Origin of the sequence: Pseudoalteromonas sp. T1lg75, from assembly GCF_002964705.1 — a bacterium.
Classification (GTDB): Bacteria; Pseudomonadota; Gammaproteobacteria; order Enterobacterales; family Alteromonadaceae; genus Pseudoalteromonas.
Window position 1 is genome coordinate 421444 of the sequence record NZ_PQCD01000053.1, and the last position, 16878, is coordinate 438321.

The 16878-nt window shown below is 51.9% G+C and carries 12 protein-coding genes; 9 read left to right on the forward strand and 3 right to left on the reverse strand.

The genetic code is table 11. From position 1 onward, the window contains the following. Window positions 1-49: 49 nt before the first annotated feature. Window positions 50-634, reverse strand: a complete 585-nt coding sequence (locus tag C2M36_RS14515; RefSeq protein ID WP_105255501.1) for a TetR/AcrR family transcriptional regulator — start codon at window positions 632-634, stop codon at window positions 50-52. 123 nt (window positions 635-757) lie between these two features. On the opposite strand from C2M36_RS14515, the gene C2M36_RS14520 reads away from it, so the two are divergent. Together C2M36_RS14520 and C2M36_RS14525 are read left to right on the forward strand one after the other, a co-directional pair. Then, window positions 758-1801, forward strand: a complete 1044-nt coding sequence (locus tag C2M36_RS14520) for an alkene reductase (RefSeq protein WP_105255502.1) — start codon at window positions 758-760, stop codon at window positions 1799-1801. A 136-nt stretch (window positions 1802-1937) separates the two neighbouring features. Next, window positions 1938-3716 carry a choice-of-anchor I family protein gene (locus C2M36_RS14525; protein WP_105255503.1) on the forward strand — a complete coding sequence of 593 codons (1779 nt, stop codon included), beginning with the start codon at window positions 1938-1940 and terminating at the stop codon, window positions 3714-3716. 139 nt (window positions 3717-3855) lie between these two features. Here the strand turns inward: C2M36_RS14525 and C2M36_RS14530 are convergent, their stop codons facing one another. Further along, window positions 3856-4425, reverse strand: a complete 570-nt coding sequence (locus tag C2M36_RS14530; protein ID WP_158678958.1) for a DUF6795 domain-containing protein — start codon at window positions 4423-4425, stop codon at window positions 3856-3858. 136 nt (window positions 4426-4561) lie between these two features. On the opposite strand from C2M36_RS14530, the gene recC reads away from it, so the two are divergent. The 7 genes from recC (at window position 4562) to C2M36_RS14565 (ending at window position 16681) form a co-directional block, all read left to right on the forward strand. Further along, entirely contained in the window at window positions 4562-7816 is a 3255-nt protein-coding gene (gene recC / locus C2M36_RS14535) for an exodeoxyribonuclease V subunit gamma (protein WP_105255505.1), read from the forward strand. After that, complete coding sequence (recB, locus tag C2M36_RS14540; protein WP_105255506.1) at window positions 7803-11375, forward strand: exodeoxyribonuclease V subunit beta; 3573 nt, start codon at window positions 7803-7805, stop codon at window positions 11373-11375. Before recC ends, recB begins: the two co-directional genes overlap by 14 nt. Then, window positions 11368-13200 carry an exodeoxyribonuclease V subunit alpha gene (gene recD, locus C2M36_RS14545; protein WP_105255507.1) on the forward strand — a complete coding sequence of 611 codons (1833 nt, stop codon included), beginning with the start codon at window positions 11368-11370 and terminating at the stop codon, window positions 13198-13200. Before recB ends, recD begins: the two co-directional genes overlap by 8 nt. A 5-nt stretch (window positions 13201-13205) precedes the next feature. Continuing rightward, window positions 13206-13583: a hypothetical protein gene (locus tag C2M36_RS14550; RefSeq protein WP_105255508.1), complete on the forward strand. Its 378-nt coding sequence runs from the start codon at window positions 13206-13208 to the stop codon at window positions 13581-13583. Window positions 13584-13651: 68 nt separating this feature from the next. After that, window positions 13652-14155 carry an Mpo1 family 2-hydroxy fatty acid dioxygenase gene (locus tag C2M36_RS14555; protein ID WP_105255509.1) on the forward strand — a complete coding sequence of 168 codons (504 nt, stop codon included), beginning with the start codon at window positions 13652-13654 and terminating at the stop codon, window positions 14153-14155. Window positions 14156-14396: 241 nt separating this feature from the next. Beyond that, window positions 14397-15734 (forward strand): N-succinylarginine dihydrolase, encoded by a 1338-nt coding sequence (astB, locus tag C2M36_RS14560; protein ID WP_105255510.1) that lies wholly within the window; start codon window positions 14397-14399, stop codon window positions 15732-15734. A gap of 470 nt (window positions 15735-16204) precedes the next feature. Then, a complete protein-coding gene (locus tag C2M36_RS14565; RefSeq protein ID WP_105255511.1) occupies window positions 16205-16681 on the forward strand; it encodes an energy transducer TonB in 477 nt (158 codons plus the stop codon). On the opposite strand, the gene C2M36_RS17030 is transcribed toward C2M36_RS14565, so the two are convergent. Then, window positions 16657-16878, reverse strand: a 222-nt coding sequence (locus tag C2M36_RS17030) for a hypothetical protein (protein ID WP_234399182.1), incomplete at its 5' end; no start/stop codon positions are given. The genes C2M36_RS14565 and C2M36_RS17030 overlap by 25 nt on opposite strands.

The window sequence follows — 16878 nt, forward strand, 5'->3', positions numbered from 1 at the left end:
GCGCTTACCCCTTAGTATAGCAATAAGGGCGCATCACGCTGATATCAAGTCAGTGTTTTTGAATGGCTCGCAGTAGCTGAGCCGACATCTGCTCTAAAATGTTTTGATCGGCGTTGGTAAAGGCGTAGGTGCGCATACCGTAAATACCCATGGTGATAAAGCGCGCGAGGGCTAAGGGTGCTTCGTCGCTAATGGCCTCACCTTGGCGCTGGGCGCGAGCGATTTGCTCGCCAAGGCTGTGCTCAATTTGTTGCAAGTTAGTGGCGAGTAGTTGTGCTATTTCCGGGTCTTGCCCTTCAATTTCATTAAGCGAGCGAGTTAACAGACACACCTTGGCACAGGTGTTTTGCACACACTCCTGCACCGTATTAGCGAGTAATTGTTTTAGGCTCGCCAACACCGCTTGGTCATCACTAAAAAGAGCTTCAAAGGCCAGCAATTTTTGCTGGTGGTAATAGCTAACCGCCTCGATAAACAACCCCTTTTTACTGCCAAAGGCGCAGTAAATAGAGCCCGGGTGCAAACCGGTAGCCTGGGTTAACTTCTGCATACTCGCTTTGGCGTAGCCATGCTCCATAAAGGTATGCATGGCTTGTTCTAAGACATGGGAGCGGTCGAACTCGGCACTGCGCATGGGCGTTGAGGTCCCTTATTTTTATGATGCATAAGATAGTATCATTTATTTTCCGGATATACTTGAATGTTCATTCAAGAGTCCTTATCTTGATTGGATATTCAAATAACTATTGAGTCATTTATGTCGGATTTATTGTTGCAACCCTATTCTTTATCCTCGGAAATGAACCTTAGCAATCGCGTCTTGATGGCACCACTCACGCGCTGTATGGCCGATGATGATTTGGTTCCCACTCAGGCCATGGCCGAGTACTACGGGCGCCGGGCGGATGCGGGGTTGATCATCAGCGAAGCCACCATTATTCGCCCCGATGGCCAAGGCTATCCCAATGTGCCTGGCATTTTTAGCGAGGCGCAAATAGCCGGGTGGCGTAAGGTGACCGATGAGGTGCATGCCAAGGGCGGGAAAATCTTCTGTCAGTTATGGCATGTTGGCCGCGTTGCCCATCCGCACTTTTTTGATGGCGAGGTGTTAAGTGCCAGTGCCATCGGGATTGAAGGCACGGTACCAAGAATGCGAGAGCTTAGTTACCAGACTCCGAAAGCGGCTACCTTGGAGCAAATAGCCGAACTTGTTAACGACTACGCCCAAGCGGCAGAAAACGCCATTGCCGCAGGTTTCGACGGTGTCGAGATCCATGGCGCCAACGGCTATCTTATCGATCAGTTTTTGCATCACAGCGTTAACCAACGCGACGACCGCTACGGCGGCAGCGCCGAAAATCGCGCTCGCTTTGCCTTAGAAGTGGTTGATGCCACTAGCGCCCGTATTGGTGGCGAGCGTGTTGGTTTACGCCTTTCTCCCGGCGCCTACTTCCTGCTTGAGCCGGGCGACAGCGAAGACACCCAGACCTTTGATTATCTGTTGCAGGAGCTCAATCAACGGGAGCTGGCCTTTTTGCATCTGGGTATTTTCGATGATGCCATGGAATTTGATTATCTCGGTGGACGCGCTTCGGATTATTTACGCAAACGCTATAAAGGCACCTTGGTGGGTGTCGGTAGTTATACCCCGGAGCAGGGGGCCGAGGCCATTGCCAATGAACGCTTTGACTTGTTGGCCATAGGCCGCCCCTTTATCGCCAATCCGGATTTGATAGCCAAGGTCAAGGGCCAGCAGGCGCTGACTCCATATAGTGAAGACATGCTTGCTGAACTAATCTAACCCCCACTGGCAACGCCTGAGTGTTGAGGCGTTGCCATAAAATCGTCATCCTCCTTTCATGGCGATGCCATTGTATTGTCACCTTCCGACTATTTACTTAGCCCTTTCTATTTCTTACAACAATTGAGACAGGGTTATGAAAAAAACATTAATAGCGTTAACTTTGGCCAGCGTATTGGCGGGCTGTTCACTTGATGGTGATGACGGCAGCGTGGGTGCAACCGGACCACAAGGGCCGCAGGGTGAGCAGGGTGAGTCAGGTGCTAGTATCAGCGGTGATCTGGAGCTAACCCTAGTGGGTCGTGCGGTACTTAACGCCGAGTCACCGGAAGGAGCGGCGGAGATAGTCGCTTACCATGCCCGCACCCAACAAATTTATGCTATTAACAGCTCGGGCGATACCGCTACAGTGGAAATTATTGCCGCGGATAACTTCGATACCGCTGCCTTGGTGGCCGATAACGAAGGGGTGATCAGTAACACCAATTTGGACATCACCACCACGATAGATGTGTCGGCAAATACAGCGGGTGATGCCAACAGCATTGCCATCGATGCCAATAACGATTTATTGGCCGTGGCCATGGCCGGCGAGACCGGGGTAAAGGGTCAGGTGGCCTTTTATGATATCAGCGGTGATGCGCCGCAGTTTTTGCACAATGTTGAGGTGGGTTACCTGCCGGACATGGTGACCTTTACACCGGATGGCACCAAGGTGGTGGTGGCCAACGAAGGTGAGCCGGCGGGCGATTATAGCATCGACCCCGAGGGCTCAATCTCAGTGATCGCCATCGAGGCCGGTAAACCTGCCGAGCAGGCCAGCATGTTAGGCTTTAGTCAATTCAATGACCAACAAGCGGAACTTGAAGCCCAAGGTGTGGTGTTTGCCAACCCAACCGGGCGCACCATCAAAGGACAGTTGATCAATACCACGGTGGCCATGGATCTCGAGCCAGAATACGTGGCCGTGAGCGCCGACAGTAAAACCGCTTATGTGTCCTTGCAGGAAAACAATGCCTTGGCCGTGTTGGACCTTGAAAATATGACATTGGAAGTACGTGCTCTGGGCTTTAAGGACTGGGGTAACTTGTTAATTGATGCCTCGGATAAAGACGGCGGCATTAACTTCCAACAATACCCGGGCCTGTATGGCATGTATCAACCGGATACCATTGCCACCTACCAGTGGCAGGGCGCCGATTTTGTGGTCTCGGCAAATGAGGGCGATGGTCGCGAATACTTCTTTGATTCTGCCGATGCAGCCAGCTGTTTGGCAGAGGGCGGTTTAGAGTTTGATGAAGACGATGGCTGTTTGGCCTATATCGATGAGTCCCGTGTTGAAGACTTAGATCTGGCCGATAATTTTGCCTATGTAAATAACGATGATGACGACATTGGTCGTTTGCTGGTGACCACGGTGCGCGGTGATGCCGACATGGATGGTCGTTATGAGCAACTGTATGCCTATGGTGCCCGTTCATTCTCTATCTGGGATGCCAATACCGGCCTGGTGTATGACTCAGGTGACGATGTCGGTCGTATTACTGCGGCGATTCACGGCAGTGCCTTTAACAACAATGAAGACGAAAACGAAGGGGATACGCGCTCAGACGCCAAAGGCGCGGAGCCCGAAGCCCTGGCCGTGGGTCAAGTGCAGGGTCGTACCTATGCCTTTGTCGGCCTGGAGCGCATGAGTGGCATCATGGTGTATGACATCACCAACCCATTCGACGTAAAGTTTAAAAACTACGTCAGCAACCGCGGCCTGGTTGAAGGCGCCGATATCACCGGTGATCTGGCCCCGGAGGGTATGCGTTTTATCAGCGCCGAGCACAGCCCTAATGGTATGCCGCTATTGGTGGTGGGCAATGAAATTTCCGGTTCGGTAAGCGTGTGGCAAATCGATCTTAAGTAACGGGTATAAAGCGGTGGTGATTTAAGTCTCATTTTTATGACGGATGTCATTAAACTGCAATATCAATTACTTAAGCTAGTCGGCAAGTAATGACCTGCTTGTTGCTTGAATTCTGATTAGACAACCCTGACTTAGCCGCTCAAATGAGCGGCTTTTTTTGTACCTGCTCCGGCGCTAAGTCGCAGATAGAATACACATTGACCGGCAGACCTAGGCGGCGCTTGTCATTAATGCTGAACTCATCCTCTCCCCACAACAGGTTGCAATCAAGCTGTGACAGGGTTTCTTGAACAACAAAATTATCCATTTCATGGTCGATGGCGGTGTACCAGAGCACATATTGCTGGCCCTGATAATAAAGACTAATGTCCTGCCACAGTCTGTCTGTTGAGCGCCCTAAAAGGGGTTCATCCGAAGTGAGGGCGGCAAAACTAAACTGGCCTTGCTCGTCGGTGATCGCCTGGCTGACAAAATGCTGCTCGCCTATGGATAAGGTCCGGGTGACTTTTACATTGGCAAGGCGGGTATCGCCCATGGCAATTCGCCCTTGGATTTGCGGTGATAGGGTCTGTGCCTGGAGCAGGAGTTGCGACAACGGCGTGCGACTGGAGTTGGCTTGCGTAAAAAATAAAACGGCGCAGGCCAAGATGCCGGCACACAGTAAACTGGAGACGATTAAACGCATATTCACACCCTGTGAAAATTTCACCGAGAAAGCTTGAAAGGTACTGCATAATCGCGTTTTTTGCAAACCTAAGGGGCTAATTCACCTTATGTTACAGTGGCCTAGAGTATCGATAAAAAATTGCGTACACTGGGCCTTTATCCCTTAACCGCCGTTACGCATGCTGCATATCATTCAGTCTAATCGCATGGAGATCCTCAGCGCGCAATTATGTGCGTTGCTCGCAACCCCCAGTAGCGAGGATATTTTCGCTCGGGAGCTGGTGTTGGTGCACTCCCCAGGTATGTCGCAGTGGCTCAAGCTCGAGCTTACCAAGCAACTGGGTGTCTGCGCTCAGGTCGACTTTCCCTTACCCTCAAGCTTTATCTGGTCTTTGTACCAGCAGGTGCTGCCGGGGGTGCCAGAAGAGTCCGCCTTTAATAAGGCCAATATGGCCTGGAAACTCTATGAATTGCTGGAGCAAAAGCTGTCTCAGCCTCTTTATCAGGCGCTCGCTAGCTACTTAGAGGATGATAGCGATGGCAGTAAACGCCATGCCTTGTGTGAAAAAATTGCCGACGTTTTTGACCATTATTTGATGTATCGGCCCCAGTGGCTGCAAATATGGGAGCAGGGCGAGGATGAGCTGGAGGAAGTGGACATCGCCCATGCCCCCTGGCAGCCGGATTTATGGCGCAGCCTGGTTGCGGCCGTGGCCGAGCGTCAGCAAAGTCCTTATCATCGCGCCAATATGCATGATGCCTTGATGACTGCGCTAGAAGGCGGCAAAGTGCAATTGCCACCGCGTATCTGTTTATTTGGCATCTCGGCTTTGGCTCAGTCGCAGTTAGAGGTGTTTAACGCCCTGGCGCAACACACCCAGGTGCTGATCTTTCTTTTTAACCCAAGCGAGCATTATTGGGGCGATCTGGTTGATGAGAAAACCCTGGCCAAGATCAACAGCCGCTATCAGGTCAAGCCACAACTCGACGCCGCCGAGGCCGCCCATTACTATATTGTTGGCAATCCTTTATTAGCGTCCTGGGGCAAGCTGGGACGGGATTATCTGGAGCAGTTAATCCAACTGGATGGCAAATGGTTAGACGGTTTCGACGATGAATTTGCCCCGCATTTGCTTGGTCAGTTACAAAAAGAAGTGTATGAGCTGGCCTTTAAGGGCCAAAGCCTGGCAGAAGACAACCAGTGGTTTGTCAGCGATGACGGCAAGATGCCGGTGCGCGATGACGACACCTCGGTGCAGCTGGCCAATTGTCATACGCAACTAAGGGAAGTGGAATGTTTGCATGACCATTTGTTGCGGGAATTTGCCAAGGACCCGAGCCTCACGCCCAAAGACATTATCGTGATGATGCCAGATGTTGGCCAGTACAGCCCCTTTATCGAAGCGGTTTTTGGCGGTGCCAAGGGCGCCCGTCATATTCCCTATGCCATCGCCGATTTATCCATCGCCCAGGAGCGTCCCTTACTCAATGCCATTTTGGTGCTGGCGAACTTACCCTTTAGCCGGTTTGGCGTCAGCGAACTGATGGACCTGCTGCAAATAGGGGCCATCAGCGAGCGTTTTGCCTTGTCCGAGCAGGAATTACAGCAATGCCATGTCTGGCTTGAGCAGGTCGGCGTTAAATGGGGCATAGACGGCGAGCATAAAAGTGAATTTGCGCTGCCTACGCTGGCACTGAATACCTGGCAATTGGGGTTGCAGCGCCTGTTGCTGGGCATGGCCACCAAATCACACTCCTATATGGGCTTGTATCCCGCCGATGCGGTGGAGGGCATGAACAGCGAAATCCTGAGCAAGCTGCTGAGCTTTATCAATGCTTTGCTTGACGCCAAAGCCTTGCTTAGCCCAGACGCCGACTTGGCGCAAAAAGTCACGGCCATGCGCCAGGTACTGGAGCAAATGTTTGCCGGCGACAGCCTTAGCGCCGTGGATTTGGCGACCATGGACAGCCTGTTTACCAGCATAGATAAACATTATTACAACGGTGACTATCTTGGCGCTATTTCGCAGCGGGTGTTTGTGAACCTGCTGCAACAGGGCATTGACGACAAGGGCGTGGGTCAGCGCTTTTTGATGGGGCAGGTGAACTTCTGTACCCTGATGCCGATGCGGGCTGTGCCCTTTAAAAAGGTGTGTATTCTTGGCTTAAATGATGCGGATTATCCCCGTAACGTTCAGCCTATCGGCTTCGATCTGGTGCCCTTTAGCAAGCGCCGTAAGGGCGACCGCTCGCGGCGCCTGGATGACAGATACTTGTTTTTAGAGGCGCTACTGAGTGCCCGTGACAGCGTGTACCTTAGCTATATTGGCCGTTCAAGCCGAGATAACAGTGAGCGCATGCCCTCAATTTTGTTAAGCGAGTTATGTGAATATATCGATCGCTGTTTTTATTATCCCGATCAGGAAACGGCGGTAAGCGCCGCGCTGACCGCGGTGCATCATTTGCAGCCGTTTCACAGCGACTACTACCAAAGTCAGGGAAGCTGGCAAAGCTTCAATCCCATTTGGGCCTTGGCCTATAAAGAGGGGCAAGAGCAGGGTGAGCCACAGCCGCTTGCCGCTCCCGCTGAGTCCATTATCGAGCTCGATGCTTTAGTCCATTGTGCCACCCGAACCCAGCAATTTTTCTACCAGCAAGTGCTGGCGGTGCGCATTGCCGATATAGATGAGGGTAGCGATGATAATGAACATTTCACCCTGGAGGCGCTGGCCCGTTATCAGTTGCTCGATGAGCTGCTTGAATGCGCCGTTAACGGCACGGAGGTGGACGATGCTGAGCTAATTCAACGCGGCGTGTTACCTCAGGGGATCATGGCTGAGGTGACGCTGGGGCAGTTAAAAACCCGCATTACGCCGTTAGCGCAGCAGGTGCAGATGCGCCTCGGCGCACAACAACCCCAGCTGGTGGAAGTGGATGTCAACGTCGGCGGTCACCAGATACAGGGCTGGCTGAGCCATATCTATGCCAACGAGCAGGTGTTTTATCGCAGCGCCAGTATTAAACCCAAAGACCGCATCAAGGGCTTTATTTATCACCTACTGGCGCAATTAAGTGGCCAGGCCGTCACCACTATTGTGATGGGCCTGGACGAGCAGGTGCGTTTTGCACCGGTCACGGTGGGTCATGCCGAGCAACTGCTGTTGCCCTGGCTGGCGCTATACCGTGAGGCACAAACACGCAGCCCGGCATTTTTCCCTATCAGTGCCTGGGAATGGTTACAACAGGGTGACATCGGCAAGGCCAATACAAAATTTGTCGGTGCCTATATCGGCGTGCCGGAGCGCGCCGACCCCTATATTAGCGCCGACTACCGAGATTTATATCAATGCGAGCAGGAGTTTTGCGACTGGGCGCAGCAGTTATTAGCCCCCATCAATGAATTGGCTGAGGAAGAAAAATATGCAGATTCTTGATCCCCTCAGCTTGCCCTTGCTCGGGCAGCAGCTGATTGAAGCCAGCGCCGGGACGGGTAAGACCTACACCATTACCGGCTTATACCTGCGTTACTTGTTGGGTATGTACCAGCAGACCGATGGCAGTGACGGCGAGCCTTTAAGCGTAGAACAAATCCTGGTGGTGACCTTTACCGAGGCGGCCACCAGTGAGATCAAAGACAGGGTCCGTGCCCGTATCACCGAGGCTAAGGAAGTGCTGCTAGGCAAAGCAAGTAGCGATGAGCTGGTACAGCAATTATTGGCTCAGGTAGAGCAGAAGCAGCAGGCCTATAACCTTTTGGATGCGGCGGCCAAATCCCTGGATGACAGCGCCATTTTCACCATTCATGGCTTTTGTCAGCGGATGTTAAAACAGCACGCTTTTGCCTCGAATATGGCCTTTAACCTGCATTTCGTCCTGGATGAAAGTGAGCTGCAACAACAAGCGGTGTTCGACTTTTGGCGTCAATTCGTTTATCCCTTATCGGCGCAGCAGGTACAAGCGGTGTTGGCGCATTATCCATCGCCTTACACCTTGCTAAAAACCCTGAGCCCGCTAATTAACCGCGAGCAACTGGTTTTGGAGCCCGCCTTTGACGACCCGCAGCAGGCATTAGCGCAGGTTTGGCAGCAGCAAGCGCAATACCTTGAGGCCCTTGAGCCGTTTAAGCACGCGCTGCGCAACGGCGATTTCTTCAGTGCCCTGGCCGCCAGCGATATCAAGGGGAATGCCAAACCCAAACATAAGGCCAATGTCGCCGGTCTGCAGGCTTTTGCCCACAGCGACGACCTTGAGCTGGCGCTGGGTAAGGCCAAGCAGTCCTTTGAACTCTGGTCCGGCGAGTCATTACAAGACCCGGGAATTTACAAGAAAAATGGCACTCTTTTTACTCATGAGTTGGTGCCGGAATTCGAACGCTTGAGCCAGCTCAGTGCCGGCTTTGGCAGGTCCTTGGCCCAGCTATTGTGTGTTTATGCCTTGGATTATGTCCGTACGCATGTGCAAACGGCGAAAAAACGCCAGCAATTATTGGCTCCGGACGACCTGCTTAGCGGTCTCTATCAGGCCCTGGGCAACGACAGCGAGGGGGGGCTGGCCCGGCAAATACGCAGCCAGTATCCGGTGGCGATGATCGATGAGTTCCAGGACACCGACCCCGTCCAATACGGCATTTTTAATACCCTCTATCGCCCCCTGACTTCGGCGGTGAGCGGCCTGACCATGATAGGCGACCCCAAACAGGCCATTTATGGTTTCCGTGGCGCCGATATCTTTACCTATATCGATGCTAAGCGACAACTCGATAAGCAGCGTTTGTATACCCTGGCGGTCAATCACAGATCCAGTACAGAGCTGGTGGGCTGTGTGAACGACCTTTTCAGCGGTCATCCCCAGAGCTTTATTTACAACGATGAAATTCCGTTTTTCAAGGTTAAAGCCAAGGGCAAGAAAGAGCAGTTATGCCTTGATGGCAAGCCATTGGCGGCGATGGAATTTATCTGGCATGGCGGCGGCGCTGAGATCCTCTCTAAGGAGCAGGGGCAGGGAGCCTTGGCGGAAAGTTTTGCCAAGCGTATCCATTATCTGCTGGCCGAGGCGCAGCAGGGGCGTTTAACCCTGGGTGAGACGTCTCCCTGTGCCGGTGACTTTTGCATTCTGGTGCGCGACCGTCGTGAGGCGGCGCTGATGAAAAAAGCCCTGGCCGAGGCTGGGGTGGCCAGTGTTTATCTGGCGCGTGAGAGTGTCTTTAAGCAGCCCCTGGCGCAGCACTTGTATCGCCTGTTAAGCGTGCTGCACGGACCTTACGATGAACGCTTGCTACGCGGTATGTTGAGCGGACCTTTTTATAACTTTTCGGCGGCAGAGATCTACGCCCTGGGTGATGATCAGCAGCGCTGGAGCGAGTTATTACAAGAATTTGCCGAGCTAAGACGGCGTTGGTATGCCGACGGCGCCCTGGCCATGCTTGAGCAGCTGTTATGGCAAAATAACCTCCCTCAGCGCTGGCACGACCTGGGTTGGGATGTGCAACGGGCGTTAACGGATTTTCGTCATCTCGGCGAAATCCTCCAACATAAGCAAATCGAACTCGATGGCACCACGCGCCTGCTCAGCTATTTTCATCAGCAGCTAAGCAGCGAACATGGTGAGGGCGACAGCGCCCAGCTGCGCCTGGAAACCGATGCGCAGCTGGTGCAAATCGTTACCATGCACGCCTCTAAGGGCCTGCAATACCCCATCGTCTTTATGCCTTTTGCGCAGAGTTATCGCAATGCCGCCTTGGCTTATTATCATAGCGACGGTGAGTTACGCTTGGATCTGGCCCAGGGCGAGCAGGCCATGGTAGCCGCCGAACGTGAGCGTTTGGCCGAAGACCTGCGTTTGCTGTATGTGGCGCTGACCCGCGCCATCTATCATTGCGCTTTGGGAATGTACGGCATAGGCCAGTGGGGACGCTCGCAGATGCAAAGCTGCGCCTTGGGCTATTTGCTATTTAGTGAGGCCGAGCCGCAGGCGGACTTCTATGCCTTATTGGCGGACAAGGTCGCCACTAACGCCGATATGGCCTTGATAAACACCGAGCAGGTACCCGAGTCCGAGGTGACACTGGCGCACAGTAATGAGCTTGCCTTGGAGGTTGCTACGCCACCGGCGGGTATAGAGCGGCATTGGCGGGCGACCAGCTTTAGTGCCTTAAGCTATAAACGCCATGAAGCGCCGAGTTTTGGCGCCGGAGGTGGCGACGACGATGAAGACCATCGCATGGAGCAGTATTTATACCCAAGCAGTAGAGGTGATGAGGCTGGGCTCAGCAGTTATGAATTCCCCAAAGGCCCGGGGCCGGGCAGTTGTTTGCACGATATTCTCGAGCAAATTTCCTTCGCTGGAGTCGCCAATGGCGAGATATCGGCGCTAGCTCAGCTGGAGCAGGTGTGTGAGCAGAGCCTGCACAAGTACGCCCTGGATGAACGCTGGTTACCCCTCGTGCAGCAGTGGATGGTGGATATAGTCCGTTGCCCCCTTAATGACAGCGGCCTCAGCCTGGGGGCGCTTCAAGACGGGCACTGTCTGGTGGAAATGGAATTTCATTTACCCCTTGTTGAGCTGGAGCCAACGGCCTTTAACCACACCATGTTAAGTCTGTTTGGCTATGATTTCGATTTTGATTTTGACCGCGTGAAGGGCGTCTTAAAGGGCTTTATCGACCTTATTTTTTGCTATGAAGGTCGTTATTATGTACTGGATTATAAATCAAATTACCTGGGTGATAGCGCCCTTGATTATGATCAGAATGCGCTCACGCATGCCATGAATGCGCACAGCTATCATGTCCAAGGGGCCATTTATATGGTGGCCCTGCATCGCTTATTGCAAAAACGTTTGCCGGATTATGATCCGGAGCGTCACTTGGGCGGGATGATCTACACCTTTATGCGCGCCATGCCGGAGCAACAAGGGGTGTACGGCAAAGCCTTTAGCATAAATGAAATTAAGCAACTGGATGCCTTATTCGCCCAAGGAGAGCGTGGTGATTGAGTTATTACAAGCGCAGGATAAAGTGCGTACCGTAGATATCGAGCTAGCCAAGCTGTTGGTTGGCGAGCCCCTGCACGGCGGCAATGAAATGGGCTTCTATGTGATTTTATTGCTGCTTAAGGCCATGAACGAGCAACACTCTTGTCTGGACTTAAGCAGAGTCGATGCCGCCAATCCTTTCGCTCTTGATGTTAGATCTCTTGAGCCGCATCTTGACCTCTGCGTGAACATAGAGCTGGGGCTGTCGCAATTACGCTGTATTGGCGAGCAAATGCCCCTGCGTCTGCGCGACAACGCCCTGTATCTGGCTCGTTATGATGAGTATGAGGCGCTACTGGCACAGCGCTTTAGTAGCTTGGCCAGCGCGCCACTAGCGTTAGATACAGCACGTTTGGCGGAGCTGATTGCGCTGTATTTTGGCGCCGACGACGAGCAAAGCCCAAATTGGCAGAAGGTCGCCTGTGCCACCGCGGCGATGCGCAAGTTCTGTGTGATCAGCGGCGGTCCGGGCACAGGTAAAACAACCACAGTGACCCGGCTTTTGGCCATTTTACAATCCCTGTATCGTGAGGCGCCGCTGCATATCGAGCTGGTAGCGCCCACGGGTAAGGCCGCAGCGCGTTTAAGCGAGTCCATTCAGGGGGCTAAATTGGACTTACCTCAGGTGGGTGAGGATGTGGCCGCGCTTATCCCCGAGCAGGCACAAACCCTGCACCGATTGCTCGGTACCTTGCCATACTCCAATCAATTCCGTCATAACCGCGCCAACCCGGTGCATGCGGACTTGGTCGTAGTCGATGAGGCCTCCATGATAGATATCAGCTTGATGGCCAAGCTGGTCGATGCCTTGGCGCCACACACCCGGCTGATCTTGCTTGGCGATAAAGATCAATTAAGCTCGGTGGACAGTGGTAATATCATGGCCGACCTGTGCTGCCAGTGTCAGCTTGGTCAGTTACCCAATTACAGCGCCACCTGGGCGCAGCATTTGACGAGTCTGTGCGGGGAGCACCAGTATCACAGCCAGCAGCAAACCTCCTATCTACTGTGCGACAATATTGCCTTTTTGCAGCACAGTTACCGCTTTGCCCAGGGCAGTGGCATTGGCCGTCTGGCCTACGCGGTCAACCGCGCCGAGCAAGGCACCGCCAAACAACTGTTGCAAAGCGATGCCAACGACATCAGCTATTTCGATTTGCACGAGGGCTTTTATTCCCAGCTTATCGACCGAGCCGCACAGCATTATAGCGCCTATTTAACCTTGGCCGGCGAGGGGATGGATGCCAAAACCGTGCATCAGGCCTTTGCTCAGTATCAATTGCTGGCGGCGCTGCGCGAGGGGCCCTTTGGCGTGCAACAGCTTAATCAACGCATTGAGCAGCGTTTGGCGCAGCAGGGATTGATCGATTTGAGGCAGCGTTTTTATCTTGGTATGCCCTTGATGATCAGCCAAAACGACTACCAATTGCGCCTCTTTAATGGCGATATCGGCATTGTCTTACCGGGCGAGGACGGCACCCTTAAGGCCATGTTTATCGGCAGCGATGGCACTATCCGGGCCATTGATCCGGGGCGCCTGCCTGGATTCGATAAGGTCTTTGCCATGACCATACATAAGTCGCAAGGCTCTGAATTTGCCCATACCGCCATGGTGTTACCACCTTTGGGTCGTGGCGGGCAGCGCCTTAACCGACAACTGGTGTATACCGGCATTACCCGGGCAAAGCAGCATATTGAGCTCATATGCGATATGCGCACCTTGTCTTTTGCCATTAACCAGCCCATTAGTCGTGCCTCCGGGCTCTACCAGCGGCTGCAAGGATAAAGCGCATGTGGCTATACATTATTCTATGCCTGATCCTGGTAAAAACGTCACTGTTGGGGTTGGGTATGCTTTCAATCGTGCTGGCATTGCTGGGTTTATTACTGCTGCGTTTAGGTCTGGGTCAACCTCGGCCCTGGGCGCACCGGCGGGCGGCGAAAATATTTAAGCTGGCACTTGGGCTGCATTGCCTTGTGTACGCCTTGCTGCTGGTTAAACTCCTGCTGCTGGAGTCATGGGAGGAGGTCCCCATGTTTATTGCCAGCCACCTGGTGTTGCATCATATGATGGCGGCCTTTATTGGCGCGACACTTATCTTTATGCTGATAAGAAGCTATTTTACCTTTAAATATCAGGTGAATAGCGGCCAGGCGGAAAAGGCGTAGGCAGATTAGATTTTTTACTCTAAACTGGTTTTTACCTATAGAAATATACGTAAAGCAGGTTAGAGACGATGAAATCACTTGTCAGCCAACTGGCTAACTACGCTCACTATCATAGGGATAAGCGCAATATTTACACTCACTTTATTGGCATCCCGTTGATAGTGTATGCCTTGGCGGTGTTGTTATCGCGCCATGGCTTTACGATCACGCCCGAGCTCACACTCACTCCCGCAGCGCTCGTCGTTGCCATTAGCTGTGTTTATTATTTGTTTCTATCCCTGTCTTTGGGGTTAATCATGTCGGTGCTGATGGCCGCCGCCTTGGTGGGCGCGGCACCCTTGGCCGCCTTACCCTGGCCACAATGGCTGGGGTGGGGCGTTGGGCTCTTCCTGCTCGGCTGGCTATTTCAATTTGTTGGTCACTATTTTGAAGGCAAGAAACCGGCGTTCGTCGACGATTTGATCGGTTTAATCATAGGCCCGCTGTTTGTGGTGGTGGAGCTGTTGTTTATGCTCGGCCTATACCGCGGACTGAATCGGGACATTGAACAGCTTGCCGGTAAAGTCCGTTAGCGGGTGTTGAACTTGGTTCCCTGCGGGAGTTGCTCACCGGCCTAACCACCCAGTTCCTTTTTTGCGCACCTTGGCACAGGACTTGATTGCCTACTCTTTATCGCGCCGATACGTTTTACACCCAATTCGCTTTGCTCGCTTAGTGTAGGAGAGCTGGGGGGGATGGGCTAGTAAACAGCGGGCGACAACGCGGGAACAATCAAAACCAACATAGTGCATCACGCACCAAAAGGGGGCAGCAGTGAGTTATTACGAGGTTAATTTTGATGGCCTGGTAGGGCCGACCCACAACTATGCAGGCTTGTCGTACGGTAATATTGCATCTAAATCCAATGCCAATAAGGTCGCTAATCCCAGGCAAGCGGCGCTGCAGGGTCTGGAAAAAATGTGGTCTCTAGTACAGCTGGGGCTGTATCAAGGGGTGCTGGCGCCCAATGCCCGCCCTGACTTAGCGACGCTAAGAGCCCTGGGCTTCAGCGGCTCGGATGCGGCGGTGATCGACAAGGCAGCGAAAACCGAGCCCATGTTGTTGAAGGCCTGCTATTCGGCATCATCCATGTGGGCAGCCAACGCTGCGACCGTCTCTCCCGGGTGTGATACGCAAGACGCCAAGGTGCACTTTACGCCGGCCAACCTCAATAATAAGCTGCATCGGGCCATCGAGGCGAAAACCACGGGGCAAATTCTATGTGCCACCTTTAATGATGATACGCATTTTGTGCATCATCCGCCTTTGCCCCAGCACTCACTCTTTGGTGATGAGGGGGCGGCAAACTACACCAGGCTGGTCGACAGTTACGGTCATAGTGGGCTTGCCTTGTTTGTCTATGGCGAAGACATGAATTCCAATGTTAGGCCCGCCGCGTTTCCTGCCAGACAAACCCGCCAGGCGAGTGAAGCGATAGCACGCAGTCATCAGCTCGACCCGAAGCGCACCTTGTTTATTCAGCAAAACCCCGACGTTATCGATCAGGGGGTGTTTCACAACGATGTCATAGCCATTGGCAACGAAAATGTGTTTCTGTTTCATGAGCAGGCGTTTTATCAGCAGCAGGCGGTGATAGAGCAGATCCGCAACGGATATTCAGGTTCACGTCCTCTGCACCTGATAGAAGTAAAAACAACAGACGTGACCCTGGACGATGCGATCAAGAGCTATATATTTAACAGCCAATTAGTGAGCCTGCCAAGCGGTGGGATGGCCATTATCGCCCCGAGCGAGTGCCAGACCATAGGCAGGGTGGAGCGCTACCTGTCACTGCTTTGTAAGGCCAGTAACCCGATAAATGAGGTGATCTATCTGGACCTGAAGCAAAGTATGCAAAATGGTGGCGGACCGGCTTGTCTGCGTTTGCGTGTTGCACTGTCACAGCAGGAGCTGGCAGCGGTTAATCCCTTCTGCCTGTTGGATGACGGCCTTTACGCTGTTTTGTCTGACTGGGTTAAAAAACACTACCGTGACAGAGTCTCTGAGACGGATTTGGCCGATCCCAGCCTGATGACTGAAAGCCAAACGGCGCTCGATGAACTGACTCAGATATTGTCCATTGGCTCGGTATATCCTTTTCAGCAAAATTAAGCTTAGCAATATAAAAAGAGCAGCCGACGGCTGCTCTTTTTTTACCTGAGATTAGGGGAGGTTTACACCTGCTCTTAAAGAGAAAGAAAGTGTTATACCGACACAATAGTGGGGCCTGACGATTGATCAGTGCCAATCGCACTAAAAACACGGATAAGTAAAAACCTGTCTATTATGGGTGTTTTGGCACGCTATGTAACACACAAAACCGGCTCGGTTATGTGATGATTTATGCTAACCTTTTGATGTTGAATGAGAAAATAATTTACATAGCGAGCCACATAAGGCTCGAATAAGTAAAGGCTCGTTTTTTCTGACTCGTTTCTTGATTGCGCATGAGAAAAACACCTGATAACTTGATGTTATTATTAAGTAAAAATTTTATTGGTGGGAAAAGTTGGGGTTGTGGATAACTTCCTTAACCAGGAATTCACACTAATAAGCTGTTAGGAATACAAAAGGAGTTTGATATGAATCGATATATTTTAGGAATAGTAGGGGCACTTGTTTTAGTTGGTTGCAAAACGACACCAACGGAACAATATCAAGGTTTACAATTAACTGAAGCTGAGTTGCTTTCAAAAAAATGGGAAAATTTAGAGCGTTTTCCTCCTCTATACCCCATCGAAGATGCAAGAGCAGGAAAAGAAGGTTGTGCTTCTGTGGAGTATGTTATTACTCCCGATAACGAAATCAAAGATATCAAAATCGTTTCCTCAACTAGCAAGCATTTTGCTAAACAAGCAAAACTTAATGTCAAAAAGTGGAAATGGTCTGCTTTACCTAAAAACATTATCCAAGAACCTATTAAAACAAGTACTCAATTTCAGTTTTGCTTAGAAACTGGGGATGGACATTGTTCGGAAATAAGTGCTATTAAAAATAACCAGTGCATTGGAGATGACGTTATCTATTCAACAGGTTATAGAATCAAACGTGGTGGGTAAGTATTCCTAACAAGGCGCTCAAGAACGGACAAAAAACAGTTGGCTTTTGCTCGTTCCTCGCTAATTTTAGCCAACAATTTGTTGCCTCTTAACGCGGCGTTATGTTTAGGACTTACCCAAAAAAAGTAGACACCTTCTATAGTTAGAAAAAGAGGTGTCTCATGACTAAAAAGAAAAGAACCCAGGCCTATACCGAA